At 54.1% G+C, this 24,612-nt stretch carries 26 protein-coding genes and 2 tRNA genes (1 of these 28 running past the window's edge); 20 read left to right on the top strand and 8 right to left on the bottom strand.

The features are described 5' to 3' along the window. A tRNA-Leu gene (locus HMPREF3050_RS14760) sits at positions 1 to 34 on the bottom strand; it reaches 176 nt to the left of the window's first position. Between the two features lie 37 nt (positions 35 to 71). Next, positions 72 to 158: transfer RNA gene (locus tag HMPREF3050_RS03400), tRNA-Leu, on the bottom strand. 93 nt (positions 159 to 251) lie between these two features. Here HMPREF3050_RS03400 and rnr point away from each other — a divergent pair. Further along, the gene (gene rnr, locus HMPREF3050_RS03405; protein ID WP_141758395.1) at positions 252 to 2,741 is read left to right on the top strand and encodes a ribonuclease R; all 2,490 of its coding nucleotides are present in this window, start codon (positions 252 to 254) and stop codon (positions 2,739 to 2,741) included. A 188-nt stretch (positions 2,742 to 2,929) separates the two neighbouring features. Here the strand turns inward: rnr and HMPREF3050_RS03410 are convergent, their stop codons facing one another. Then, complete coding sequence (locus tag HMPREF3050_RS03410; RefSeq protein ID WP_003757575.1) at positions 2,930 to 3,754, bottom strand: HlyC/CorC family transporter; 825 nt, start codon at positions 3,752 to 3,754, stop codon at positions 2,930 to 2,932. Between the two features lies 1 nt (position 3,755). Beyond that, on the bottom strand, positions 3,756 to 4,271 hold the full coding sequence (ybeY, locus tag HMPREF3050_RS03415) for an rRNA maturation RNase YbeY (RefSeq protein ID WP_003757572.1): 516 nt from the start codon (positions 4,269 to 4,271) through the stop codon (positions 3,756 to 3,758). A gap of 174 nt (positions 4,272 to 4,445) precedes the next feature. Here ybeY and HMPREF3050_RS03420 point away from each other — a divergent pair, with 174 nt between their 5' ends. The 5 genes from HMPREF3050_RS03420 to HMPREF3050_RS03440 all read left to right on the top strand — a co-directional run bounded on the left by HMPREF3050_RS03420 (position 4,446) and on the right by HMPREF3050_RS03440 (position 8,118). Then, positions 4,446 to 4,823: a hypothetical protein gene (locus HMPREF3050_RS03420; RefSeq protein WP_070773451.1), complete on the top strand. Its 378-nt coding sequence runs from the start codon at positions 4,446 to 4,448 to the stop codon at positions 4,821 to 4,823. A gap of 46 nt (positions 4,824 to 4,869) precedes the next feature. Next, on the top strand, positions 4,870 to 5,808 hold the full coding sequence (gene hemC, locus HMPREF3050_RS03425) for a hydroxymethylbilane synthase (protein WP_070773452.1): 939 nt from the start codon (positions 4,870 to 4,872) through the stop codon (positions 5,806 to 5,808). 262 nt (positions 5,809 to 6,070) lie between these two features. Then, the gene (locus tag HMPREF3050_RS03430; RefSeq protein WP_003764609.1) at positions 6,071 to 6,619 is read left to right on the top strand and encodes a carboxymuconolactone decarboxylase family protein; all 549 of its coding nucleotides are present in this window, start codon (positions 6,071 to 6,073) and stop codon (positions 6,617 to 6,619) included. Between the two features lie 154 nt (positions 6,620 to 6,773). Continuing rightward, the gene (locus HMPREF3050_RS03435; protein WP_070773453.1) at positions 6,774 to 7,862 is read left to right on the top strand and encodes an acyl-CoA dehydrogenase family protein; all 1,089 of its coding nucleotides are present in this window, start codon (positions 6,774 to 6,776) and stop codon (positions 7,860 to 7,862) included. Positions 7,863 to 7,947: 85 nt separating this feature from the next. Continuing rightward, positions 7,948 to 8,118 carry a rubredoxin gene (locus HMPREF3050_RS03440; protein ID WP_003757556.1) on the top strand — a complete coding sequence of 57 codons (171 nt, stop codon included), beginning with the start codon at positions 7,948 to 7,950 and terminating at the stop codon, positions 8,116 to 8,118. 241 nt (positions 8,119 to 8,359) lie between these two features. On the opposite strand, the gene HMPREF3050_RS03445 is transcribed toward HMPREF3050_RS03440, so the two are convergent. The 3 genes from HMPREF3050_RS03445 to HMPREF3050_RS03455 all read right to left on the bottom strand — a co-directional run bounded on the left by HMPREF3050_RS03445 (position 8,360) and on the right by HMPREF3050_RS03455 (position 10,878). After that, positions 8,360 to 9,604 (bottom strand): beta-ketoacyl-ACP synthase, encoded by a 1,245-nt coding sequence (locus HMPREF3050_RS03445; protein ID WP_070773454.1) that lies wholly within the window; start codon positions 9,602 to 9,604, stop codon positions 8,360 to 8,362. Further along, positions 9,598 to 10,326 carry a 3-oxoacyl-ACP reductase FabG gene (gene fabG, locus HMPREF3050_RS03450; RefSeq protein ID WP_070773455.1) on the bottom strand — a complete coding sequence of 243 codons (729 nt, stop codon included), beginning with the start codon at positions 10,324 to 10,326 and terminating at the stop codon, positions 9,598 to 9,600. Before fabG ends, HMPREF3050_RS03445 begins: the two co-directional genes overlap by 7 nt. A 63-nt stretch (positions 10,327 to 10,389) precedes the next feature. Next, the gene (locus HMPREF3050_RS03455) at positions 10,390 to 10,878 is read right to left on the bottom strand and encodes a hotdog family protein (RefSeq protein ID WP_246830217.1); all 489 of its coding nucleotides are present in this window, start codon (positions 10,876 to 10,878) and stop codon (positions 10,390 to 10,392) included. Between the two features lie 111 nt (positions 10,879 to 10,989). Between HMPREF3050_RS03455 and HMPREF3050_RS03460 the strand changes: the two genes are divergently transcribed. The 10 genes from HMPREF3050_RS03460 to HMPREF3050_RS03505 all read left to right on the top strand — a co-directional run bounded on the left by HMPREF3050_RS03460 (position 10,990) and on the right by HMPREF3050_RS03505 (position 18,915). Continuing rightward, a complete protein-coding gene (locus HMPREF3050_RS03460; protein WP_070773472.1) occupies positions 10,990 to 11,748 on the top strand; it encodes a beta-ketoacyl synthase chain length factor in 759 nt (252 codons plus the stop codon). After that, entirely contained in the window at positions 11,745 to 12,503 is a 759-nt protein-coding gene (locus HMPREF3050_RS03465) for a lysophospholipid acyltransferase family protein (RefSeq protein WP_039863157.1), read from the top strand. The genes HMPREF3050_RS03460 and HMPREF3050_RS03465 overlap by 4 nt, the downstream gene beginning before the upstream one ends. After that, entirely contained in the window at positions 12,500 to 12,760 is a 261-nt protein-coding gene (locus HMPREF3050_RS03470) for a phosphopantetheine-binding protein (protein WP_003779133.1), read from the top strand. The genes HMPREF3050_RS03465 and HMPREF3050_RS03470 overlap by 4 nt, the downstream gene beginning before the upstream one ends. Before the next feature lie 12 nt (positions 12,761 to 12,772). Further along, positions 12,773 to 13,024, top strand: coding sequence for an acyl carrier protein (locus HMPREF3050_RS03475; protein ID WP_070773456.1), 252 nt, complete (start codon positions 12,773 to 12,775; stop codon positions 13,022 to 13,024). A 72-nt stretch (positions 13,025 to 13,096) separates the two neighbouring features. After that, the gene (locus HMPREF3050_RS03480; RefSeq protein ID WP_070773457.1) at positions 13,097 to 13,636 is read left to right on the top strand and encodes a COG4648 family protein; all 540 of its coding nucleotides are present in this window, start codon (positions 13,097 to 13,099) and stop codon (positions 13,634 to 13,636) included. A 135-nt stretch (positions 13,637 to 13,771) separates the two neighbouring features. Further along, a complete protein-coding gene (locus HMPREF3050_RS03485; protein WP_070773458.1) occupies positions 13,772 to 14,104 on the top strand; it encodes a hypothetical protein in 333 nt (110 codons plus the stop codon). Positions 14,105 to 14,290: 186 nt separating this feature from the next. Further along, complete coding sequence (locus tag HMPREF3050_RS03490; RefSeq protein WP_070773459.1) at positions 14,291 to 16,030, top strand: ApeI family dehydratase; 1,740 nt, start codon at positions 14,291 to 14,293, stop codon at positions 16,028 to 16,030. A gap of 112 nt (positions 16,031 to 16,142) precedes the next feature. Next, complete coding sequence (locus HMPREF3050_RS03495; RefSeq protein WP_070773460.1) at positions 16,143 to 17,231, top strand: FlxJ family methyltransferase; 1,089 nt, start codon at positions 16,143 to 16,145, stop codon at positions 17,229 to 17,231. Positions 17,232 to 17,245: 14 nt separating this feature from the next. Continuing rightward, complete coding sequence (locus HMPREF3050_RS03500) at positions 17,246 to 17,980, top strand: glycosyltransferase family 2 protein (RefSeq protein ID WP_070773461.1); 735 nt, start codon at positions 17,246 to 17,248, stop codon at positions 17,978 to 17,980. After that, a complete protein-coding gene (locus HMPREF3050_RS03505; RefSeq protein ID WP_070513273.1) occupies positions 17,977 to 18,915 on the top strand; it encodes an LpxL/LpxP family acyltransferase in 939 nt (312 codons plus the stop codon). The genes HMPREF3050_RS03500 and HMPREF3050_RS03505 overlap by 4 nt, the downstream gene beginning before the upstream one ends. A 136-nt stretch (positions 18,916 to 19,051) precedes the next feature. On the opposite strand, the gene dut is transcribed toward HMPREF3050_RS03505, so the two are convergent. Next, positions 19,052 to 19,504, bottom strand: a complete 453-nt coding sequence (gene dut / locus HMPREF3050_RS03510) for a dUTP diphosphatase (RefSeq protein WP_036491672.1) — start codon at positions 19,502 to 19,504, stop codon at positions 19,052 to 19,054. Between the two features lie 127 nt (positions 19,505 to 19,631). On the opposite strand from dut, the gene pdxH reads away from it, so the two are divergent. From pdxH to HMPREF3050_RS03530, 4 genes are all read left to right on the top strand, one after another. Then, entirely contained in the window at positions 19,632 to 20,264 is a 633-nt protein-coding gene (pdxH, locus tag HMPREF3050_RS03515; protein ID WP_070773462.1) for a pyridoxamine 5'-phosphate oxidase, read from the top strand. A gap of 235 nt (positions 20,265 to 20,499) precedes the next feature. Continuing rightward, positions 20,500 to 21,549: a pseudouridine synthase gene (locus tag HMPREF3050_RS03520; protein ID WP_070773463.1), complete on the top strand. Its 1,050-nt coding sequence runs from the start codon at positions 20,500 to 20,502 to the stop codon at positions 21,547 to 21,549. A 406-nt stretch (positions 21,550 to 21,955) separates the two neighbouring features. Then, a complete protein-coding gene (locus HMPREF3050_RS03525; RefSeq protein ID WP_070773464.1) occupies positions 21,956 to 23,548 on the top strand; it encodes a vWA domain-containing protein in 1,593 nt (530 codons plus the stop codon). A gap of 77 nt (positions 23,549 to 23,625) precedes the next feature. After that, positions 23,626 to 24,552: an aldose 1-epimerase gene (locus HMPREF3050_RS03530; protein ID WP_070773465.1), complete on the top strand. Its 927-nt coding sequence runs from the start codon at positions 23,626 to 23,628 to the stop codon at positions 24,550 to 24,552. The last annotated feature ends 60 nt before the right edge of the window (positions 24,553 to 24,612 follow it).

Below are 24,612 nucleotides of genomic sequence, written 5' to 3' on the forward strand. Positions count from 1 at the left end.
AAGCTAGCGCGTCTACCAATTCCGCCACCTGGGCAATTAGGATGGATAAGCAAAGCGGCGACCAAAAGGTTTGGTGCCCAGGAGAAGACTCGAACTTCCACGCCCGTGAGGACACTAGCACCTGAAGCTAGCGCGTCTACCAATTCCGCCACCTGGGCTTTGCTTTATTTCCTGTTTTGCGTTACAGTGATTGACTATTTCGCAAAGAAGCGGTCATTATATATTTTAGAAAAAGAATGTCAACCAATAAAATGAACAAAAATATTAAATCTTTAAATTTACGAGAAAAAGACCCGTTTTTGAAACGGGAGAAACAACGTTACGAACATCCGCTGCCAAGCAGGGAGTGGATCATTGAATTATTGGAGCAAAAAGGCGTGCCGTCGAAAATCGAAGTCTTGGCACGCGAGTTGTCGATTACGGAAGAAGAGTACGAATTTTTTGAACGTCGTCTGAAAGCGATGGCTCGGGACGGTCAGGTTTTAATCAACCGTCGCGGTGCGGTTTGCGCGGCGGACAAATTGGATTTGGTCAAATGCCGTGTCGAGGCGCACAAAGACGGCTTCGGCTTCGCCGTACCGCTCACGCCCACCAAAGACGGAGATTTTGTTTTATACGAACGCCAAATGCGCGGCATCATGCACGGCGACATCGTGACCGTCCGCCCTGCCGGCATTGACCGCAAAGGCCGCCGCGAAGGAACGGTTTTAGATATTGTCGAACGCGCGCAAAGCAAAGTGGTCGGACGTTTCTATATGGATCGCGGCGTAGCGATTTTGGAAGCGGAAGACAAACGCCTGAACCAAAGCATTGTTTTGGAACCTGACAGCGTCGCGCATTTCAAACCCGAATCCGGTCAGGTCATCGTCGGCGAAATCGAGACTTATCCTGAGCAAAACCGCCCTGCTGTGGCGAAAATCATCGAAGTATTAGGCGATTATGCCGACAGCGGCATGGAAATCGAAATCGCCGTGCGCAAACACCATTTACCGCACCAATTCAGCGAAGCGTGTGCCAAAGCCGCAAAAAAAATCCCCGACCGTGTTCGTAAAAGCGATTTGAAAGGCCGCGTCGATTTGCGCGATTTGCCTTTAGTAACCATAGACGGCGAAACGGCGCGCGATTTCGACGATGCCGTGTTTGCCGAAAAAATCGGGCGCAATTACCGTTTGGTCGTGGCGATTGCCGATGTCAGCCATTATGTCCACCCCGATGACGCTATCGACACGGACGCGCAGGAGCGCAGCACCAGCGTTTACTTCCCGCGCCGCGTGATTCCCATGCTGCCGGAAAACCTGTCCAACGGCATCTGCTCGCTCAATCCTAATGTCGAGCGTTTGTGCATGGTGTGCGACATGGTCATCACTTACGCGGGCAATATTAAAGAATACCGCTTCTACCCTGCGGTTATGCGTTCCCATGCCCGTCTGACTTACAATCAAGTCTGGGATTGGATTTCAGACGGTCTCGACTATCCGCACAAAGCCCAAATCGACACCCTCTACAAACTCTTCAAAATCCTTCAGAAAAAACGCTTCGAACGCGGCGCGGTGGAGTTTGACAGCATCGAAACCCAAATGCTTTTCGACGATAACGGTAAAATCGAAAAAATCGTTCCCGTTGTCCGTAATGAAGCCCACAAGCTGATTGAAGAATGTATGTTGGCGGCGAACGTCTGCGCGGCAGAGTTTTTGATGAAAAATAAACATGTCGCACTATTCCGCAATCACTTGGGCCCGACACCCGAAAAACTCGCCACCCTGCGCGAGCAGCTCGGCTTATTGGGTTTGCAACTGGGCGGCGGCAACAACCCGACACCGAAAGACTATGCTGCGCTTGCCGAACAATTCAAAGGCAGACCCGATGCCGAATTGCTGCAAGTCATGATGCTGCGCTCCATGCAGCAGGCAGTTTACGAACCGCATTGCGACGGACACTTCGGCCTTGCCTACGAAGCATACGCCCACTTCACCTCCCCCATCCGCCGCTATCCCGACCTGACCGTCCACCGCGCCATCAAAGCCGTGTTGAACCAGCAAACCTACACGCCAAGTAAAAGCTGGCAGGCTTTGGGCGTACATACCTCGTTCTGCGAACGCCGCGCCGACGATGCCAGCCGCGACGTGGAAAACTGGCTGAAAACCTATTACATGCGCGATAAAGTTGGCGAAATATTCGAAGGCAAAATCTCCGGCATGACCAACTTCGGCCTCTTCGTTACCTTAGACGGCATCCACATCGACGGCTTGGTACACATCAGCGATTTGGGCGAAGACTATTTCAACTTTCGTCCCGAAATCATGGCGATAGAAGGCGAACGCAGCGGCATCCGTTTCAACATGGGCGACAAAGTCAGCGTCCGAGTGACGCGCGCCGATTTGGACACCAGCAAAATCGACCTGACCTTGATCAGCGGCGGAAGCAGCGGCAAAAAACGCCGCGCCAAAACCACCGCCCAAACCGGCTCGAAAACCAAGCGCAAACTGACGGCGAAAGAAATCGACGACGCGATGAAAACGCCTGTAAAACAAGAAAAACCCGCCGCCAAACGCCGCAGCAAAGTCCAACCGGACAGCGCAGCAACGTCGTCTGAAAACGGCAAAAAGAAAACCGCCAAAGTCAAAACGGCAACGGAAAAAGCCAAACGCAAAGACAAGAAGCCAAGCAAAAGCGTGAAAATCAAGGTGAAAACCCCGGATACCGCGCCAACCAAGCGCAAAGGCAGAAGCAAGGCTAAATAGTCTGTCTTTGGGCCAACTTCAAAAGCTGTTTAACGGACAGGTGCGATAAAAAACGGCGGTTGTTCATCATCTACATTTCTACATAACCGCCGTTCCATTTCGCCTTAATCCGAGACCAAAAAGGTCGTCTGAGAACCTGTTGCCAAGTTTTCAGACGACCTTGCTTCATTTGTTCATCAGGTAAATTGTTATTTCACCTTAGTCGCCATTAACGTATGCAACCGGCGGTTGTCGGCGCGGGCGACGGTGAACTGCAAACCGCCGATCACGACTTTTTCGCCGCGCACGGGCAGGTGTCCCAATTCCTGAATGACCAGCCCGCCGATGCTGTCGGCTTCTTCGCTACTGTAATCCGTGCCAAAAAAGGCGTTGATGTCTTCGATTTCGGTTACGGCATTGATACGCCAACGTTCGGTGGAAACGGCGTGGATATTGTCCGCGCTTTCGTCTTCGTCAAACTCGTCTTCGATGTCGCCGACGATTTGTTCGATGATGTCTTCAAAAGTTACCAGACCCGACGTGCCGCCGTATTCGTCGATAACGATTGCCATGTGGTTGCGCTGCTCGCGGAATTCTTTCAAAAGCGCGTTCAGCGATTTGCCTTCGGGTACGAAAACGGCGGGACGAAGGATGGATTTGAGGTTGAACTGCTCGGGATTGAACATGTATTTGAGCAGGTCTTTGGCGTGCAGGATGCCGAGGACTTCGTCTTTGTCTTCGCCGATGACAGGGAAACGGGAATGGGCGGTTTCGATGACGTAGGCAGTGATGCGCTCGATGCTGTCGTTTTCTTTCAAAACGTTCATGTGGCTGCGGGTAATCATGGCATCGCGCACTTCCAAGTCGGCAAAGTCGAGGACTTTTTCCAGCCGCAAAAGTGTATCCGCGTCAAACACTTCCTGCTCGTGCGCCTGCCGCAGCAGGCTGAGTACGTCTTCGGCGGAATCGGGTTCGCCGGCAAGTCGGGAAATCAAACGTTCGAAAAATGTCGGTTTCGACCGGGTGTCGTCCATTTCAGTATTCGTCCTCTTGGTAGGGGTTGGGATAACCTGCCGCCTGCATCAGGCGGATTTCGAGCGCCTCCATTTCTTCGGCCTCGGTCTCTTCTATGTGGTCGTAGCCCATCAGGTGCAGCGTGCCGTGCATGGTCAGGTGGGCAAAGTGCTGCTCGGCGGTTTTGCCCTGCTCGGCGGCTTCTTTCAATACGACTTGCGGGCAGATGATCAAATCGCCGCAAAGCTCGTCTGAAAACTGATCGGGCAGGATTTCGCCTTCGTTCAAGGCAAAACTCAACACATTGGTGGCGTAGTCTTTGCCGCGGTAATCGCGGTTGTAGGCGCGGGCTTCTTCTTCGTCCAGCAGAATCAGGCTGATGTCGGCGCGGCGGTATTCGTTTTTCAACGCCGCCCATGCCCAGCGGTAGAAATCGCGTTCGCTCGGAAGATTGGCGGCGGTTGAGGCGTTTTCAAAATTCAGGCAGAAACGTTGCCGCTGCAACGATAAGAAGGGATATTTTTTGGCGCGTTTCATGCTGTAAGGCTGTTGGGGTTAAAATGTTTTTAGAGAATAAGTTTTATTTTACGGCAGTATGAACTACCATCATACCAGTACACATTATAATTTATTTCGTTGCAACAGATATAGTGCAACGGCTTCTCCGACAGCTTCGCAGCGGAATACCTTTATCAACCACGGTAATTGCAAATGAACAAATTTCTTTTCCCCATACTGATTGCCCTGACAGCCTGCTCCCCGCAAAACAAAATCGAAACGTCGGCTGCCAAACCGACGGAAACTCAGGTCGAAAAAAGCAGCGGCGATACGGTCAAAATGACAGGGACAGTCCATTATTCGCTCGAGCAGGCTGAATTTACCGCCGACGGGAAGACCTATTTCATCAACGGAGGCGAAAGCCTGATGGACCAAGTAGAAAAAAACCGCCTGAGTTCCGGCTCATATAACGTTACCCTGAACAATGTCTGCATTCAGGGAAAAGTGCTGACCAAAGAACAAAACCAAGGCAACGGATTCGGTCCTTTGGGCAAGTACAGTCAGGCGGTTACCGTAGAAAGTTTGTGTTAGACTGTCGAACTTCCCGCCTCATGAATTAGAAAATCAGAAACCGCAAATGAACCCGAAAAAACTCGTTATCGCCAGCCGCGAAAGCCTGCTTGCCATGTGGCAGGCAAAACATATCCAAGGTCGTCTGAAAACCCTGTATCCCGACTGCGAAGTCGAAATCTTAGGCATGACCACGCGCGGCGACCAGATTTTGGACAAAACCCTGTCGAAAATCGGCGGCAAAGGCCTGTTTATCAAAGAGTTGGAACAAGCCTTGCAAGACGGACGCGCCGATTTGGCGGTGCATTCGATTAAAGACGTGCCGATGGATTTGCCCGAAGGCTTCGCCCTTGCCGCCATCAGCGAGCGCGCCAATCCGTTTGACGCATTCGTATCCAATCAGTACGCTCGTTTGGAAGAAATGCCCAAAGGCGCCGTCGTCGGCACATCCAGCCTGCGCCGCGAAGCCCAGTTACGCGCCCGCTATCCGCACTTAGTCATCAAGCCCCTGCGCGGCAACGTACAAACCCGCCTGTCCAAACTCGACAACGGCGAATACGATGCCATCATCCTCGCTGCCGCCGGATTGCAGCGTTTGGAACTGGACGAACGCATCCGCCTGATTCTCTCCGAAGCCGACAGCCTGCCCGCCGCAGGACAAGGCGCGTTGGGCATCGAAATCGCCGCACACCGCACCGACCTTCTCGACGTATTGAAACCCTTAAACCACGATGTCACACACGCCTGCGTGACCGCCGAACGCGCCCTCGCCCGCGCTTTGGGCGGAAGCTGCCAAGTGCCGCTTGCCGCGTATTGTACCGAAGAAAACGGCCTGCTCACCCTGCGCGGGCTGGTCGGACATCCCGACGGCTCGGTAATCTTGCAGGCAGACGCACAAGCCCCCGCTGCCTACGCCGACGCGCTCGGACGCGCAGTCGCCAAAAAGCTGGCGGACGACGGCGCACAGGAATTGATTGAAGCCGTATTGAAAGAACAAGCCGAATAAAATCGGTTCGCAAGAAAAGGTCCTCTGAAAACTGTATTTTGGTTTTCAGACGACCTTTCTTTTGATTCCTGATTTCCTTCCATTTACATCTATATTTGAAAACTATCGATGTGATTAAATAATTATATAAATCTAATCAATTTCTTGGCCGTTTATAACTATTGGTTTTATCAAAATAATTATCAGGTCTTTCAACTTTGGGATTTGTTTCCCTACTATGCCCTCCATCTTTTGACAAATCGCAAATAAAAAGGAAACCAATATGGCACGCTTAACCGTACACACCGTCGAAACCGCTCCCGAAGCAGCAAAACCCCGCGTCGAAGCCGCGCTGAAAAACAACGGCTTCATCCCCAACCTCATTGGCGTATTGGCCAACGCGCCCGAAGCGTTGGCGTTCTATCAAGAAGTCGGCAAACTGAATGCCGCCAACAGCCTGACTCCCGGTGAAGTCGAAGTCATCCAAATCATCGCCGCCCGCACCAACGAATGCGGTTTCTGCGTGGCAGGCCACACCAAGCTGGCAACTCTGAAAAAGCTCCTGTCCGAACAATCCATCAAAGCCGCGCGCGCGTTGGCGGCAGGCGAATTTGACGATGCCAAACTGGGCGCGCTCGCCGCGTTTACCCAAGCCGTGATGGCGAAAAAAGGCGCGGTATCCGATGCCGAACTCAAAGCCTTCTTCGACGCCGGCTACAACCAGCAGCAGGCTGTCGAAGTCGTGATGGGCGTTGCCTTGGCGACTTTGTGCAACTACGTCAACAACGTCGCGCAAACAGAAATCAACCCCGAATTGCAGGCGTTCGCCTGATTCCGATTCAAGGTCGTCTGAAAAGCGGCGGCAAAACCATTTGCCCGTTTTCAGACGACCTTTTTCAAAAATGCTATCCCTGTAACGGACCGCATCCCCTTTCAAACGGAACGCCCTTCCCGCGCCGTCCGCACACATTTTCAAGGATAAGACCATGAACCGTGAAACCTTATTGTCTCAAGTTGCCGAACTCGTCAAAGCCAAACTCAAACCCTTAGTGGACGAAATCGACCGCAATGGTTTGTATCCCGAAGACTTTATGCGCGAACTCGGCGCCATTGGAGGATTCGGCGCAGTAGGTACGGAAGCGGAAGGCGGCAACGGCTTAGGTTTGGCGACGCAAATCGCCGTCCTGCGCGAAGTCGGCAAAGAATGCGGCGCGACCTCGTTCAGCGCATGGTGTCAGGCGGCTTGCGCGTGGTATCTGCACCAAACACCCAACCAAGCCGTCAAAGACAAATACCTCGCCGACATCCTGCAAGGCAAAGTCTTGGCGGGTACGGGTATGTCCAATACCGTCAAACACCTCGCCGGCATTGAAAAACACAACCTTCAAGCCGAACGCGTGGACGGTGGCTACAAAGTCAACGGCGCGCTGCCGTGGGTATCCAACATCGGCGAAGACCACATCTGGGCGAATACCGCCCAAATCGGCGACGGCTACGTCATGTTCATCACTGGCGGACAATGGGAAGGCGTAACCCTGCAAGCCTGCCCCGAATTTTGCGCCCTCGAAGGCACGCGCACGTTCAGCCTGAATTTCAAAGACGTATTCATTCCTGACGAAGACGTAATCGCCGCGCCCGAACAGTTCTCTGACTACATCGCCACCATCAAGTCCGGCTTCATCCTGCTGCAAATCGGCATCGGCGCAGGCGTGATCGATGGCAGCCTCGGCATCATCCGCATCGCCAACGTCGTCAACGCCGAGGTCAACAGCTATCTCGACGACAGCTACGACAGCCTCAAGGCCGCCTTGGACGAGGCATGGCAAACCACCGAACGACTGGCAGACTTGGCTTGGAACAACACGCCCGATAACCTCGCCACGCTGAAACTGCGCGCCGCCGCCGCCGAGCTGACGCTTGCCGCCGCCCAATCCGCCGCCTTACACGCCGGCGCCAAAGGCTACCTCATGCGCAGCCCCGCCCAACGCCGCGTCCGCGAAGCCATGTTCGTCGCCATCGTTACCCCCGCGTTGAAACACTTGCGCAAAGAAATCGCGGCGCTGGAAGCGGCATAAGGGTTGAAACAGACCAACAAGGGGGCGTCTGAAAACCTTTTGCCGACCGTTTTCAGACGACCTCAACCATTAGAAGGAACACACCATGGCACAATACATGTGCGGCCCCTGCGGCTGGATTTACGACGAAGACCTCGGCGATCCCGAACACGGTATCGCCCCCGGCACCAAATTCGATGACATCCCCGACGATTGGAAATGCCCCGAATGCGGCGTGGGCAAAGAAGACTTTTATCTGCTGGACTTCGTGATATAGCTTTATATAGTGAATTAACTTTAAACCAGTACGGCGTTGCCTCGCCTTAGCTCAAAGAGAACGATTCTCTAAGGTGCTGAAGTACCAAGTGAATCGGTTCCGTACTATCTGTACTGTCTGCGGCTTCGTCGCCTTGTCCTGATTTAGAGTTAATCCACTATACAAACTAAAAAGGTCGTCTGAAACGTTGGGTTAAACGGTTTCAGACGACCTTTTTGATTTTGTGATAACACGGCTGCGATTAATCGTTTTCATCCCGCCAGCGTTTGAACACCAGCGAAGTATTCACGCCGCCGAAAGCGAAATTGTTGCTGACCACATAATCCGTTTCGATTTCGCGGCCGCCGCTCAAAATATAGTCCACCTTGCCGCAGCGCGGGTCGATGTCGTTCAGATTGACGGTCGGGGCAAACCAGCCGCTGTTCATCATTTCAATGGTAAACCACGCTTCCAGCGCACCGCACGCGCCGAGCGTATGGCCGAGATAGCTTTTTTGCGAACTCATGGGAATGAATCCGAACACGGCTTCGGTCGCCAGCGTTTCGGCGATGTCGCCTTTTTCGGTCGCCGTACCATGACCGCTGACGTAGCCGACTTTGTCGGGCGTAATGCCCGCGTCTTGCAGCGCGAGTTCCATACATTTCTGCATGGTTTCTTTTTGCGGCTGGGTAACGTGGCTGCCGTCGCTGTTGGCGCCGTAGCCGACGAGTTCAGCATAGATTTTCGCACCGCGCCGTTTGGCGTGTTCCAATTCTTCCAACACAAAAATCCCTGCGCCTTCGCCGATGACCAAGCCGTCACGTCCGCTGTCGTAAGGACGCGGGGTCAGTTCGGGTTCGCCGTTGCGGCGGCTGGCGGCATAGAGCGAGTCGAAAACATAAACTTCGGACGGACAAAATTCTTCGCCGCCGCCAGCCAGCATCATGTCTATCATGCCGTATTTGATGGCTTCGTAGGCATAGCCTATGCCTTGACTGCCGGACGAACACGCGCTCGATGTCGGGATGATGCGCCCTTTCAATCCGAAAAAGATGCCAATATTGGCGGCGGTCGTATGCGGCATCATGCGCACATAGGTATTGGCGTTGAAATTGCGCGATGTGCCGGTATTCAGAAGTTCGCCCATATCGCCGATGTCTTTGGTACTGCCGACAGACGAACCGCACGCCACGCCCATACGTCCGTCGGTAATGCTTTCATCTCCAAGCAAACCTGCGTCCGTCAGGGCCTGCTCCGCCGCATCGACACACAGGTGCGACACGCGCCCCATGCTTCTGAGCTGCTTGCGCGTCCAATGTTCGGGCGGGGTGTAGCCTTCAATCGGCGCGCCCAGTTGCGCTTCCAATTCGGGGAAACGTTCGCGCCAATCCATGTATTTGACGGCATTTTTTTCGGCTTTAAACGCCGCCTGTATGCTTTGCCAATCGCGGCCGAAGGCGGTAATGCCGCCTATGCCCGTTACTACGACTCTTCTGGTATTCAACACAAACCTCCGTTCACCGCAATCACTTGGCGCGTGATGTACGCCGCTTTTTCATCCATCAGGAAGCGCACCGCATGCGCCACTTCTTCCGGCAGCCCCATACGCGCGGCGGGGACGGCTTTCAAAATTTCTTCGACGGGTACATTTTCATCGACAATGTCCGTATCGATTAAACCCGGCGCTACACAGTTGACGGTGATTTTGCGTTTCGCCAGTTCGACCGCCAAGGCTTTCGCCGCGCCGATCAAGCCCGCCTTGGACGCGCTGTAATTGACCTGCCCGCGGTTGCCCGTCAAGCCGGACACCGACGCCATGCACACAATCCGTCCGGCTTTGCGGCGGCGTATCATCGGCATGGTTAACGGGTGCAACACATTATAAAAACCGTCCAAATTAGTACGCAGCACCAAATCCCAGTCGTCGTCTGAAAACGCGGGGAAAGCATTGTCGCGCGTCAATCCGGCGTTCAACACCACGCCGTAATACGCACCGTTTGCTTCGATGTCGGCAGTCAAAATATCGCGGCAGGCTGCGCGGTCGGACACGTCAAACTGCAACACCCTCGCCTGTCTGCCCAAAGCGCGGATTTCTTCCGCTACGGCTTCGGCTTCATCGCGGCGGCTGCGGCAATGGACGACGATATCAAAGCCGTCCTCAGCCAAACCGTGTGCGACGGCTTTGCCTATGCCCCGGTTGGAGCCGGTAATCAAGATGGTTTCGCTCATAATGTTTCCTATTGGTTGGCGCGGTCTGCTTATTGGTCATCATCTGAACAGCGAAAACTGTTTTCAGACGACCTTTCCGTCTTTCGGACTGTACACGTTCAACGAGGCTTTTGCCACCAGTCCGTCCGCAGGCAGCTTGGCGCGGGCAGCTGCAGGCGCATCCGTCCAATGCAGCTCGCAATCGAATACGCCCATGCCGCCCGGGTCCTGTATCGACAGATTGGCGACCACCTTCATCTGCGTTCCGACGGGCAGACTGTCGGCAAACAATTCCAGCTTGCGCGTTCCCAGCAAAAAGCCAAGCCGCACCGGCTCACCCGCTTCCAAAGCCTGTATACCTGCAAACGCGCCTATGCCCTGCGCCATGATTTCCATCAGCGATGTCGCCGGCAATGCCCCGTCAACCAACAAGATGTGCTTTTCCCCCACAGTGGCTTGGGCGCACACGTGTTTCGGGCTGTATTCCGTCACACAATCAAGCAACACCATATGGCCGCTGTGTGGCAATAAAGAAGCAACATCATGAATGGGGCAAATTAAATTTACAGTCATAAAGGTCGTCTGAAAACAGAATACGTTAGAATATCGCGATTATATCAGACCCTAGAATGTGTTAAGCTATTTCGTTAAAATACATCACAATGTAAACTTTTGAAAACCATCATGTCATCCAACATTTGCCGTTTTTCTTTCAATATCGCCGCTTGGCACGCCTCAAGCAGTAAAATCGCCACGCCCGAACAATGGCGGCAATGGGCTTCCGGCGCATTAGACGCCGACGGGCTGCCCGACCACAAACCCGCGCTTGCCTTCCTGCCCGCCCTGCAGCGCCGCCGTTTGGGCAAAGCCGCGCGCCTGATTTGCGACGCCTCGTGGGAATTGGCGGAACAATACCCCGGCAGCCCGTTGGTTTACGCCTCGCATGACGGAGAAATCAACCGCAGTTTCGAATTATGGCTTGGGCTGTTGCAAACCGACAGCGTTTCACCGACCTCCTTCGGACTGTCCGTCCACAACGCCCCCGCCGGACAATGGTCCATGTTGCGCGGCGACATGAGCGAACACACCGCCCTCGCCGCCGGCAGTGACAATTTCGAAACCACTTTGGCAGAAGCCTATGCCCTGCTGCAAGACGGCGCACCATCCGTGTTGGTCTTAATCGCCGACGACCCTTTGTCCGACGACTACCCCGTCCACGCCACACGCACCCCATTTGCCTACGCCCTGTCGCTCGTACTGACGCAGGGAGACGGCTACACGCTCAGCCTCGATGTCGACGACACGTCGTCTGAAAACCCGTCCGACCTGCTGTCAGCCGATTACTGGGGCGCGCTCGACTGGGTCCGTTTCTTACTTTCAGACGACCTTTCGGCAGAGTGGCAACATGAAAAACGCCGATGGACATGGTGCAAAAAACCATGAAAACCCTAGACTACTGCCGCCGTTTCTTTGCCACCCTGTTCGGCTTCATCCTCTTCGGCGTTGCAGGCGTATTGTTCAAAATCGCGCTTTTGCCCTACACGCTCAAATCCACCAAAGGCGACATCAAACGCCAGCTTGAAGCGCGGCGCATGATAGGGAAAGTCTGGCGCTTTTTCGTCGGCTATCTGCAATGGTCGGGCGTCTTGAGCGTCCGCTTCAACGGTTTGGAAAAACTTGGCCGGCCGGGGCAGCTCGTCCTCGCCAACCATCCCTCGCTGCTGGATGTCGTCTTAATGGTCAGCCACTTCCCCGACCCGAACGTGCTGGTCAAAAAAGACCTGTTGAACAACCCCAGCATGAAGAGCCAGATTATCGCTTCCGGCTACATCCCCAACGACGAAAGCATGGAAATGTTGGAAGAAATCGACGCCGTGTTCAAAAGCGGGCAAAGTATGCTGATTTTCCCCGAAGGCACGCGCACAGGCTGGGACGGACAGGTTAAAATGCACCGTGGCGCGGTATCGCTCGGTTTGCGCAGCGCATCGGTCATCACCCCCGTGTGCATCAAAATGACGCCGCCCAATTTCAAAAAAGGCCAGCCTTGGTACAAAATACCGCCGCACAAAATCCACTATGAAATCACCGTCGGCGACGACATCCTGCCCGAAGAATGGCTGGCGGAAAAACCCCTACCCATCGCCGCAAGGCGTTTAAACGAATACCTTCAAGACTATTTCACAAGGAAAACCACATGAATAACTTAGAAAACCAAATCAAAGAATTAATCATCGACAGCTTGGGGCTGGAAGACATCACCGCCGCCGACATCGGCAGCGAAGACCCACTCTTCGGCGACGAAGGCTTGGGGCTGGATTCCGTCGACGCACTGGAACTCGGTTTGGCAGTGCAAAAAACCTTCGGCTTCCAGCTCGACGGCGAAAACGACAACCTGCGCGAAAACTTCGCCAACGTCAAAACACTGGCAGAATTCGTCAAAAGCCGTCAGGCATAAAGGAGAAGCGATATGACCGAACAAGAAGTACGCATCCTTCTGACCGATGCACTGGTCAACCTGTTTGAAATCGAACCCGAGCGCATCAAACCCGAGACCAACCTCTACGAAGATTTGGAAATCGACAGCATCGACGCCATCGACCTCATCGACCACATCAAACGCGAAACCGGCCGCAAACTGCAAGCCGAAGACTTCCGCAACGTGCGCACCGTAGAAGACGTGGTTCAGGCGGTTTTGAAAGTACAGGCGCAAGATTCCTGATTCTGATTCAAACCGGCATATTTTCAGACGGCCTTGTCAATCGGCAAGGTCGTCTGAACATCAATAACAACCATGAAAATATTAGGAAAACTCCTGCTGACCCTCGCCAGCCTCGCCTATCCGCTCCTATGGTATTACGGCAGGGAAAACGGCGCGTTTTTCTGGCTTGCCGCCGCCATGTGCATCCTGTGGCTGATACGCGCCGCCATGCCGCAAACCACAGCCCAACGCATTACGGCGATTATTCTTGCCGCCTTTTTCGCCGCGATACTGATTTTCAGACGACCCGATTCGATGTATTGGTATCCCGTCGCCGTCAACGCGCTGATGCTTGCCGTTTTCGGCGGCAGCCTGTTTGCCAAACAAACCGTCATCGAACGCCTCGCCCGACTGCAACACCCCGACCTGCCGCCCGAAGGTGTGCGCCACACCCGCCGCGTTACGCAAATCTGGTGCGGCTTCTTCATCCTCAACGGCGCAACCGCCGCTATTTTGGCAGGCTTGCAATATTACGACTGGTGGGCGGCTTATACCGGCATCGTGTCGTATGTACTAATGGGGCTTTTGTTTGCCGGAGAGTGGGTGTATCGGAAAGCCGTATTGAAGGTGTAAGTCGTCTGAAAACGCATCAATCATTACTCATTTCATGTCAATGGAAAATACTGCTTCAATGTGAAAAACTGGAAGACAAGTTTACTTAAGGAACGAATAAAACCAATTGAAGATTTTTAATCTCGAGAGGAAAAAATGAAAACCATAGACATAATTATTGAATATATTAATGATAAAACTTCGACCTATAAAATTTTAAGAGAATATACTCCGCTCTCTTTATCCGAAATAAAATCCAGAATAGAAAACCATGATGCAGTAATAGCAGTAAATGATTTAAAACTAGATGAGTTAAAGAAAGTTAGAGAGATAATTCGTAGTTTAAATAACATAGGGACAGAAGTTGTTATACAAGATGTCACAGGTACTATAACGTTAAAAACATTGGAAAATATTATTTCTAGTTATGAAGGTATAGCAGCAGATACTGAAAAATTAGATGCACTTATGTTTAATGATGACCAATAAAATATATAAAAAATAAAATTATATAAAAATATATAATCAAACTATTATCGTGAACTTATAAATAAACAGTTTCTTTGGAATGCAGGGTAGTTCACAATTTTTTATTGGTAATCATGGCTTTTTATCTCAAAAATAATATAGCATTTCCGATGTAATTAATTTCTTATTAATTAGTAAATTATAATTATGCGCCTAACCCAAATCCTATCCCCCGATCTGCCCCAACAAGACCTTATCGCCACCCATCCGAATTGGACGCGTGCTGATTTCAACCGTGCGGTTTTTCATCTTTCAGGTCGTCTGAAAACGGCAAACGTGCAAACTGCCGCGTTGTGGTTTGACGATGCCGCGCTGTTTGCCTGTGCCGTGTTGGCGGTGTGGCATTCGGGCGGGCGGGTGTTGCTGCTGCCGAATCTGGCGCGGGACAATTTGGACTGGGGGCGGACGGCGGATGTATTTTTGACGGATTCCGAAGATTTGCAAAGTAAGTTGGGCAGTCAAACCGAACAACGCGATGAATCCGGACAACCGTTGAATGTGCAATCCAACCCACCCGTGTGGCACCTGCTCGATTTGCCGGCACACACGTCGCCCGCCCCTGAAAACCATCTGATTCCCGACCATGCCGAAGCGTGGCTGAAAACGTCGGGTTCCAGCGGCGAGGCGCAGGTGATTGTGAAAACTGCCGCGCAGATGCAGGCGGAAGCCTTAATGTTGACGGATGCGCTGCCGTTCGGGCGCGGCGGGGAAACGGTTATCGGCAGCGTCATTCCGCAACACCTTTACGGCTTTACTTTCCGTTTCGCGCTTGCGCTGACAATGGGCTGGTCTATGGAGCGGCGGCAGGCGGTTTATCCTGAAAACCTGCTCGCCAGTACGGCGGCGCATGAAAAAGTGGTGTGGATTGCCAGTCCGGCGGTACTCAACCGCCTGGGTGAAAACCGCAACTGGCAGAGCATCGGCCATAAAATCGCGGGCATCGTGTCGGCGGGCGGCGCGCTGCCCGAAGCCACGGCGGATTTGCTGCAACAGGCTGCCGTCCGCCCGTTTGAAGTGTACGGCAGCACCGAAACCGGCGTGATTGCGTCGCGTCGGGAAAGCCGCGCATGGCGGCCGTTTGCCGGCGTGGAAATCGGGCAGAATGCAGAAGGCGCATTGTGGGCATCTTCGCCGTGGTCGCCCGAACGCCGCCAGACCGCCGATTTAATCGAGCCGCAGCACGACGGTTTCCTGCTGCTCGGCCGCCAAGACCGCATCATCAAATTCGAGGACAAACGCGTGTCGCTGACCCAAATCGAACACGAACTTTTACGGCATCCGTGGATTGCCGACGCCCATTGCGGCCGCCATCCGCAACATCAGCGCATCGCCATATGGGCGGCGTTGAACGCGGACGGGATCGCCGCCCTGCGCGACCAAGGCCGAGCCGCCATCGCCGACGCGCTCAAACGCCACCTTGCCGCCACACAGGACACTATCGCCCTGCCCCGTTACTGGCGTTTCGCCGACAGCCTGCCGCGCAATGCCCAGGCCAAAATCGCCGCCGCCGATTTTCAGACGACCTTTACCGTCGCCCAGACATCGCCCGTTTGGTCAAAAACATCATCTGAAGAAGAAACCGCCGCCGAAACCTTCACCGGCCGCGTGCCGCTCGATTTGGTCTATTTCGGCGGCCATTTCGCCACCTTCCCGCTCGTACCCGGCGTCGTCGAGCTGCAATGGGTGCGCGATCTGGCGGCGTGTCATCCGTGGGGCAGGCAGCGCGTCGTCCGCGTGGAAAACCTGAAATACCAGCAGTTCGTCCGTCCGCATGACGAAGTGTCGGTGGAACTGAAATACGATGAAGCCAAAAACAAATTGAGCTTTAAAGTCAGCAACGGCGACAATCCCTGCGCATCGGGTCGGATTGTGTTCGAGGTCGTCTGAAAATGCTTTCTTAGGCTCCGTCCTCTCCTGCGGGAAGAGGAAAACCTGCAAATCGGGGATAATCCCGCCCAAACCTAATAACAACCCATAATCAAATGAAAAGATAGAAAATATGCAACTTTTTCCAGCACTAGCACAACGTTATTCCGAAGAACACCAGTCCGCAGGCGAAGCGCAGCGTTTGGCGCAGGAAATCGCCTTTGCGCCGATTGTGTTTCAAGTATCCCGCCTGATGGTGAAATTCGGCATTTTGGATTTGCTGAACGACCATTCAGACGGCCTTACTCAAGCCGAAATCGCCGAGAAAGCGCAAATCAGCGGTTACGCCGCGCAAGTGCTGCTTGAAGCCTCGCTCTCCATCGGTACGGTGCACACCCGCAACAACCGCTATTTCATCAGCAAAGCCGGCTGGTTTTTACTGAAAGACAAAATGGCGCGCGTGAACATGGATTTCACGCAGGAAATCTGTTACCAAGGCATGTTTGACTTGGAAAAAACCCTGCAAACGGGCAAACCCGAAGGGTTGAAAGTTTTCGGCGGCTGGCCGACGATTTACGAAGGCCTATCCTCACTGCCGAGCGTCGCGCAGGAAAAATGGTTCGCCTTCGACCATTATTATTCCGACAATTCCTTTGCCGAAGCCTTGAAAACCGTGTTCGCCAAACCGGTTAAAAAGCTGCTCGACGTCGGCGGCAACACCGGCCGCTGGGCGGAACAATGCGTCGGCTACAACGCCGAAGTCGAAGTTACCATCATGGATTTGCCGCAACAAATCGCCCTGATGCGCGAAGCGACCAAAGGCAAAACCGGCGCGGAACGCATCCATGCCCACCCCGCCAACCTGCTCGACCCCGAAGTCCCCTTCCCGACAGGTTTCGACGCGATTTGGATGAGCCAGTTTTTAGACTGTTTCAGCGAGGAACAAGTCACCGGCATCCTGCGCCGCGCCGCCGCTTCCATGAACAGCCACACCAGCCTCTACATCATGGAACCCTGCTGGGACAGGCAGCAATACGAAACCGCCGCCTACTGCCTGACCATGACCAGCCTGTATTTCACCGCCATGGCCAACGGCAACAGCAAAATCTTCCATTCCGAAGACCTGATACGCTGCGTTGAAAACGCCGGATTGAAAGTGGCGGAAATTTCAGACGGCATCGGACGCGGACACAGCATCCTGCGCTGCGAGAAGGTCGTCTGAAAAACGGTATCCTCATGAAAACCCTAGTGTTAATCCCCCACTACAACCACCCCGCCGCCATCGCCCACGTCGCACAGACCATGCACGGCTTCGGTTTGGATGTATTGATCGTGGACGACGGTTCGCGCGAAGAATGCAAACCCGTATTGCGGGCATTGGTTTCAGACGGCATCCACGTCCTTTACCGCCCCATCAACGGTGGCAAAGGCGCGGCAGTCAAAACCGGTTTGAAATACGCTGAAGAAAACGGCTTCAGCCATGTTTTGCAGGTTGATGCCGACGGGCAGCACCATCTGGACGACACGCCCAAACTCTTGGCGGCGGCGGAACAAAACCCCGAAGCCGTCGTCTGCGGCTGGCCGCAATACGGCGGCGACGCGCCTAAAGCGCGGCTGTACGGGCGCAAGATTACCGACTTCTGGAACATGCTGCACACTTGGTCTTGCGACATCAAAGACGGCATGTGCGGCTTCCGCCTGTACCCGCTCGCCCCCGCGCTTTCGGTCGTCCGCGAAGAAACCGTGGGCGACCGCATGGATTTCGACACGGAAATCCTCATCCGCCTGTACTGGCGCGGCGTCAAGCTGGTTTGGATTAAAACGCCCGTGCAATACGCCGCCGACGGCGTGTCCCATTTCAACGCCTTCGCCGACAACGTGCGCATCAGCAAAATGCACACGCGGCTGTTTTTAGGAATGTTGCGGCGGCGTGTGGACGCTCTATTTGGGAAAGGTCGTCTGAAACCATGACCGACAACACACAAAACCATTGGGCGGCGCAGCCCGAACGCGGCAGCCGCCTGTTTCTCGCCCTGACCACGCTGATGGTGCGCTATCTGCCTGCCTTCCTGATGAGACCGTGCATCTGGTTTGTGGTACTGTATTTCTACGCCACCGCACCCAAACCGCGCCGCCATATCCTGCGGTATCAAACCCGTCTTCAGACGACCTTTCCCGATACCGTTTTGCCGAAACACAGCGTATTCAAACAATTTATCGCATTCGGTGAGGCAATATGCGACCGTTTTGCCGTGTGGCAGCGCAAAATCCGTTATGAAGATTTGGTACTCGAAGACCCGGACGGCGTTTATACGCAAGTGAGCAATTCGGTACGCGGGCAGATTTTCGCCTGCTCCCACTTGGGCAACACCGAAGTCTGCCGCGCGCTGGTGTCGCACCATAAAGGCTTCAGGCTCAATGTGTTGGTACACAGCAAACACGCGCAGGCGTTCAACGAAGCCTTGCAAAAAGCGGGCGCGGAACACATCCGCCTGATTCAGGTTACGGATTTGGATCCCACTCTGATGATGGAACTGAACCGCCGCATCGAAGACGGCGAATGGATAGCCATTGCCGCCGACCGCGTACCCGTTCGCGGCGAGAAAACCGCCGACATCAACTTTCTAGGCCATACCGCCCCCATGCCGCAAGGCGCATGGCTCTTGGCGGCGCTCTTAAAAACACAGGTGAACACGCTGTTTTGCGTCAAACAAAACGGCCGCTACCATTTGAAACTACGCCGCTTCACCGACACTTCCGAGTGGAAACGCGGCAACCGCGAAGCCGCCGTTACCGCCGCCATGCAGGGCTTCGCCGATATCTTGGCGCAAGAATGCGCGCAAAATCCGCTGCAATGGTTTAATTTCTATGATTTTTGGAACGAGGAAGAAGAAAAGGTCGTCTGAATCCTGAACCTCCCCTAAATCTCGGGCATTCAATAAGAGCCTATTCAGGCGCTCCGTGTAGGCCGAGTTCTGCGAACAACGCGGTTATTCTCTACACAGCTCAAATTCAGACGACCTTTGTATTTAAACAGGCGGTTTACGCCTTGCCCGTGCTGCCGAATCCGCCTTCGCCGCGCTCGCTGGCGGCAAATTCGTCCACGACTTTAAACGAGGCTTGGACGACGGGAACGATGACCATTTGCGCGATGCGTTCCATCGGCTCGATGGTGAACGCTTCTTTGCCCCTGTTCCACACGGAGACTTTGAGTTCGCCCTGATAGTCCGAGTCGATCAGTCCGACCAAGTTGCCCAAGACGATGCCGTGTTTGTGTCCCAGACCGGAACGCGGCAGCAAAACGGCGGCGTAGTCGGGATTGGCAAGGTGAACCGCTAGGCCGGTCGGAACGAGATAGGTGTCTCCCGGTTGCAGGGTAACGGCTTCGTCCAAACAGGCGCGCAGGTCCAGTCCGGCAGAACCGGGCGTGGCGTAGGCGGGCAGTTTGTCCGCCATTTTCGGATTAAGGATTTTCAGTTCGACTTCGGTTTGCATGGTTTTTCGTTTGTATCAATAAAAAAGCGCATTATAACAGCAGCGCTTGAGGCCGTCTGAACAATGGGGGTATGATGGGTTGGGGCGCATTTCCCGCTGGCCCGATATCGGAAAACGGAGGATAAAAATGGATTTGCACAATATCCGCGCAGATTACAGCAAGCGCGAACTGTCGGAATCGGAATGCCGTGCCGACCCGATTGTCCAGTTCGAGCAATGGCTGAACGAGGCGATTCATTCGCAAGTCAACGAGCCGACCGCCGTCAACGTTGCCTCTGTGGGCGAAGACGGCAGGCCGAACAGCCGCATGGTGCTGCTGAAAGAAGTCAATCCGCAGGGATTTGTGTTTTTCAGCAATTACTTAAGCCGCAAAGGACGCTCGTTTGACGCGCATCCGTTTGCCGCCATGACGTTTTTCTGGCCGGAGCTGGAGCGGCAGGTGCGCGTTGAAGGGCGCATCGAAAAACTGGATGCCGCCGCTTCGGACGAATATTTCGACAGCCGCCCCTACACCAGCCGCATCGGCGCATGGGCAAGCGCGCAAAGCGAAGTGTTGTCGAGCAAGGCGATGTTGGTTGCCAAAGCGGCGGCAGTGGGCGCGAAACACCCGCTGCACGTCCCGCGTCCGCCGCATTGGGGCGGCTATCTCGTCATCCCCGACCGCATCGAATTCTGGCAGGGCCGCCCCAGCCGCCTGCACGACCGCATCCAATACCGCTTGGTTGACGGCAACTGGATACGCGAGCGGCTGTCGCCTTAAACTTTCCACAGCTTCAAGCCGATAGGGTAAAATCCCGACTCCAGCAAAAGGTCGTCTGAAATATAAAAAACGTTTTAACAAAACTCGTTTCATTCGTTTTCAGACGGCCTTTTATCCGTAACTTATCCTGCCGCCACCGCCGCAGAAGAACCGTTTTCCGCAGCGGGTTGAATTTGACTTGCCTTGTCCTGCTTCAAATTCAACCCGCTGCCATCAAACGCGTTAGGAGAACCCCATGTCCAAGCAACCCACCAGCAAACGCCAATGGCGCGACGGCGCAGCCCCGTCTGCCAAGAAAACCGCCAAACCTTTCAAAAGCAAAGCCCGTCCCAAAGACGAAACGCGGAAAACCGCTTCCAAACCTTACGGACAAAAAGTTTCAGACGACCTCAAGCCGCAAAACGCCCCCAAACAGCGTGCCGCCAAAGCCAGAAAACTCGTCGTCCGCAATCCCAATCAAAAAATCATGGAACGCGCGCGCGATTTGAAAGAGCGCCGCAGCGACCTGTCGCGCATGGAACCCGAACGCCTGCAAAAAGTGCTTGCCGCGTCCGGCGTCGGCTCGCGCCGCGAAATGGAAGAGTGGATCAACAACGGCTGGGTAACGGTCAACGGCAAAACCGCGCAACTGGGCGACAAAGTCACCCCCGATGACCACGTTACCGTCAAAGGCAGCATCATCAAGCTCAAATGGGCGGACCGCCTGCCGCGCATCATCCTGTATTACAAACAAGAAGGCGAAATCGTCTCCCGCGACGACCCGCAAGGCCGCGTCAGCATCTTCGACCGCCTGCCGCAGGCCGCCAGCAGCCGCTGGGTCGCCATCGGGCGTTTGGACATCAACACCAGCGGCCTGCTCATCCTGACCACCTCCGGTGAACTCGTCCAACGTTTCGCCCACCCCAGCTTCGAAGTTGAACGCGAATACGCCGTGCGCGTACTCGGCGGACTGACCACCGAACAAATGCGCAACCTCACCGAAGAAGGCGTAATGCTCGAAGACGGCTTGGCAAAAGTCGAACGCATCTACGAACAAGGCGGCGAAGGCGCGAACAAATGGTACAACGTCGTGATTAAAGAAGGCCGCAACCGCGAAGTGCGCCGCATATTCGAAAGTCAAGGACTCACCGTCAGCCGCCTCGTGCGCGTCGGCTTCGGCCCCATCGGCCTGCCCAACCGCCTCAAACGCGGACAGTTCTACGAACTCAACCCCGCCGAAGTCGCCAACATCATCAAATGGGCGGATATGCTGCTGCCGGGCGAACGCCGCCGGAAGAAAAGTTAATGTAAGATAAATCGGGGCTGAGACCTTTACAAAACCGTCTCAGCCCGACAAAATCTTGCCTAAGTCATAAACATAGTGGGTTAAGTTTAGACCAGTACCGCGTTGTGCCGCCCTGTCCTGATTTAAACTTAACCCACTATTCACACATTATAGTGGATTAACAAAAATCAGGGCAAGGCGACGAAGCCACAGACAGTACAGATAGTACGGAACCGATTCACTTGGTGCTTCAGCACCTTAGAGAATCGTTCTCTTTGAGCTAAGGCGAGGTAACGCCGTCCTGGTTTAATTTAATCCACTATAAGATCCAAATAAAAAGTGACCCTGCGTTATCGTTGAATCTGCCAATACACTGCTATCAATACTTTTAACAATCAGCATGTGATATTTCTATGGAGCTTAAATCATGTCGCGTTTTTTTCTAAAAACCGTTTCCATACTCACGTTAGCAGCGTTGGCAGCGTGTTCCGGTTCACACGAACACTCAAGTTCTTCACCTGACAGTCTTCAGAGTCCACCCAACGCAGCACTGTCTACTGCCGCCGTTGCTGAAGAAAATCTGCCTCTTGCAGAAAACACCGAACGCTACCAAGACCAACCTGACCAACCGGTCAAATCCGTTGCCCAAGAGCCTGTATCCACATTCAGCATCGATGTCGATACCGGAAGCTACGCCAACGTCCGCAGATTCCTGACCAATGGCGAACAGCCACCCAAAGACGCTGTACGGATTGAGGAAATCGTCAATTATTTCCCCTACAACTATCCACTGCCTACTGACAACCGTCCATTTGCCGTTCACACTGAAACCATTGATTCTCCATGGCAACCGGAAGCCAAACTCATCAAAATCGGCATACAGGCTCAAGACACCGCGAAAAAAGACCTGCCGCCTGCCAACCTCGTTTTCCTTGTGGATGTATCCGGCAGTATGGGGGAGGAAAACAAACTGCCGCTGGTTCAAGAAACCCTACGCATCCTGACCCGACAACTGCGCCCGCAAGACAAAGTGACCCTGATTACCTATGCGTCTGGAGAAGATCTGGTACTCCCGCCCACCTCAGGCGCAGATAAAGAAACCATCCTGAACGCCATCGACAAACTGCGTGCGGGCGGCGCGACAGACGGCGAATCCGCACTGCAAATGGCTTATGAGCAAGCGCAAAAAGCCTTCGTACCCAACGGTATCAACCGCATTTTATTGGCGACCGACGGCGACTTTAACGTCGGCGTATCCGACACCGAAACCCTCAAATCTATGGTTGCCGAAAAACGCAAAAGCGGCGTTTCACTCAGCACCCTGGGCTTCGGCATGGGCAACTACAACGAAGACATGATGGAACAAATCGCCGATGCGGGTGACGGCAATTACAGCTACATCGACAACGAAAAAGAAGCGAAAAAAGTCCTGCAACAGCAGCTGACCTCCACACTCGCCACCGTAGCGCAGGATGTCAAAATCCAAGTCGAATTCAACCCCGCCACCGTCAAAGAATACCGCTTGGTCGGCTATGCCAACCGCACCCTGCGTAATGAAGACTTCAACAACGACAGAGTAGATGCGGGCGACATCGGCGCAGGCCACAGCGTGACCGCCCTCTATGAAATCATCCCGCAGGGCAAACAAGGCTGGCTTGAAGAATCGCGCTATCAAAAAGCCCCAGCCGCTAAAGGCAGCAAAAACGAATACGCCTTTGTCAAAGTGCGCTACAAACTGCCCGGACAAAAAGACAGCCAATTGATGCAGCAAGCCGTCCCCGTCGGCAGCAAACCGCTTGACCAAGCCGACAAAGACACCCTGCTCGCCCTTGCCGCCGCTTCCTATGCCCAAGCCCTGCGCGGCGGCGAATACAACGGCAAACTCAGTTGGAGAGACATCGAAAACATGGCACAAAAAGTCCAAGGCGATGACCCGTTCGGCCTGAAATCCGAATTTCTCCAACTGGTGCGCACCGCCGCCGGACACGGAGAAACATCAGGTCCTTTAGTTAAAGAGTAAAATCTCAAAAGGTCGTCTGAAAACTTTTCAGACGACCTTTTATACACCCTGTCTCAACCACCATCAGGAGCCGCTTCATGTTCACACTCAAAACCGACAACGACCGCCTGCTGCTCGCCTCAGCCGATTTGCGCGCGGAAATTTATCTCTACGGCGGGCTGCTCAACCGCTACGAAATCCGCCGCCCCGACGGCACATGGTTCAACATCGTCAAAGCCTACGACACCCCGCAACACGCCCGTGAGAGCCTGACCGAATGGTTCCGCAGCGGCAAGCTCAGCCCTTACGCCTGCCGCCTGCGCCACGGCAAATACAGTTTCGACGGCAAAGCATATCAGTGCGACAAATTCAAACTCGCCGAACACGCGGCACACGGTTTGATGTATGACCGCGAGTTCGCCCTCGTCAACAGCCATGCCGACGGCCAATCCGCCGAAGTCGAAATCCGCGCAGATTACGCACAAGACGACAGCGGCTACCCCTTCCCCTTCAGCCTGACCGTCCGCTACCGTCTCAGCGCAGACGGCTTAAGCATCCGTTCCACCGTCCGCAACCAAGGCGCAACCGCCATGCCGCTCGCAGACGGCTGGCACCCCTATTTCACACTCGGCGGCAAAACCGACGATTGGTCGCTGGAAATCGACAGCAGCAAACGCTTGGGCTTCGATGCCGATTTGGTTCCCGACGGCAGCATGATCGACGACACCCGTTTTCAGACGATCTCAAGCCTGGCAGGCATCGAATTGGACAACAGCTTTGTCTTGGCACGCAGCAAACCCGCCGCCTGCACGCTTTCAGGCAACGGACTGACCCTGAGCATTTACCCCGACGCATCCTATCCCTACCTGCAAATCTTCACCCCATCGACCCGCGACACCATCGCCATCGAAAACCTCAGCGGCGCACCCGACTGTTTCAACAACGGCTTAGGGTTAATCAAACTGGACGCGGGAGAAGAAGCCGCATTTGAAACGCGCTACCATATCGCAGCCAACCGTCCGTAAGCAGCCCGAATCTTGACCGGCAAAGCAAAGGTCGAGACCTTTGCAAAAAAGCCCTTCCTC

Source organism: Neisseria sp. HMSC065D04 (genome assembly GCF_001815675.1).
In the GTDB taxonomy this organism is placed as follows: Bacteria; Pseudomonadota; Gammaproteobacteria; order Burkholderiales; family Neisseriaceae; genus Neisseria.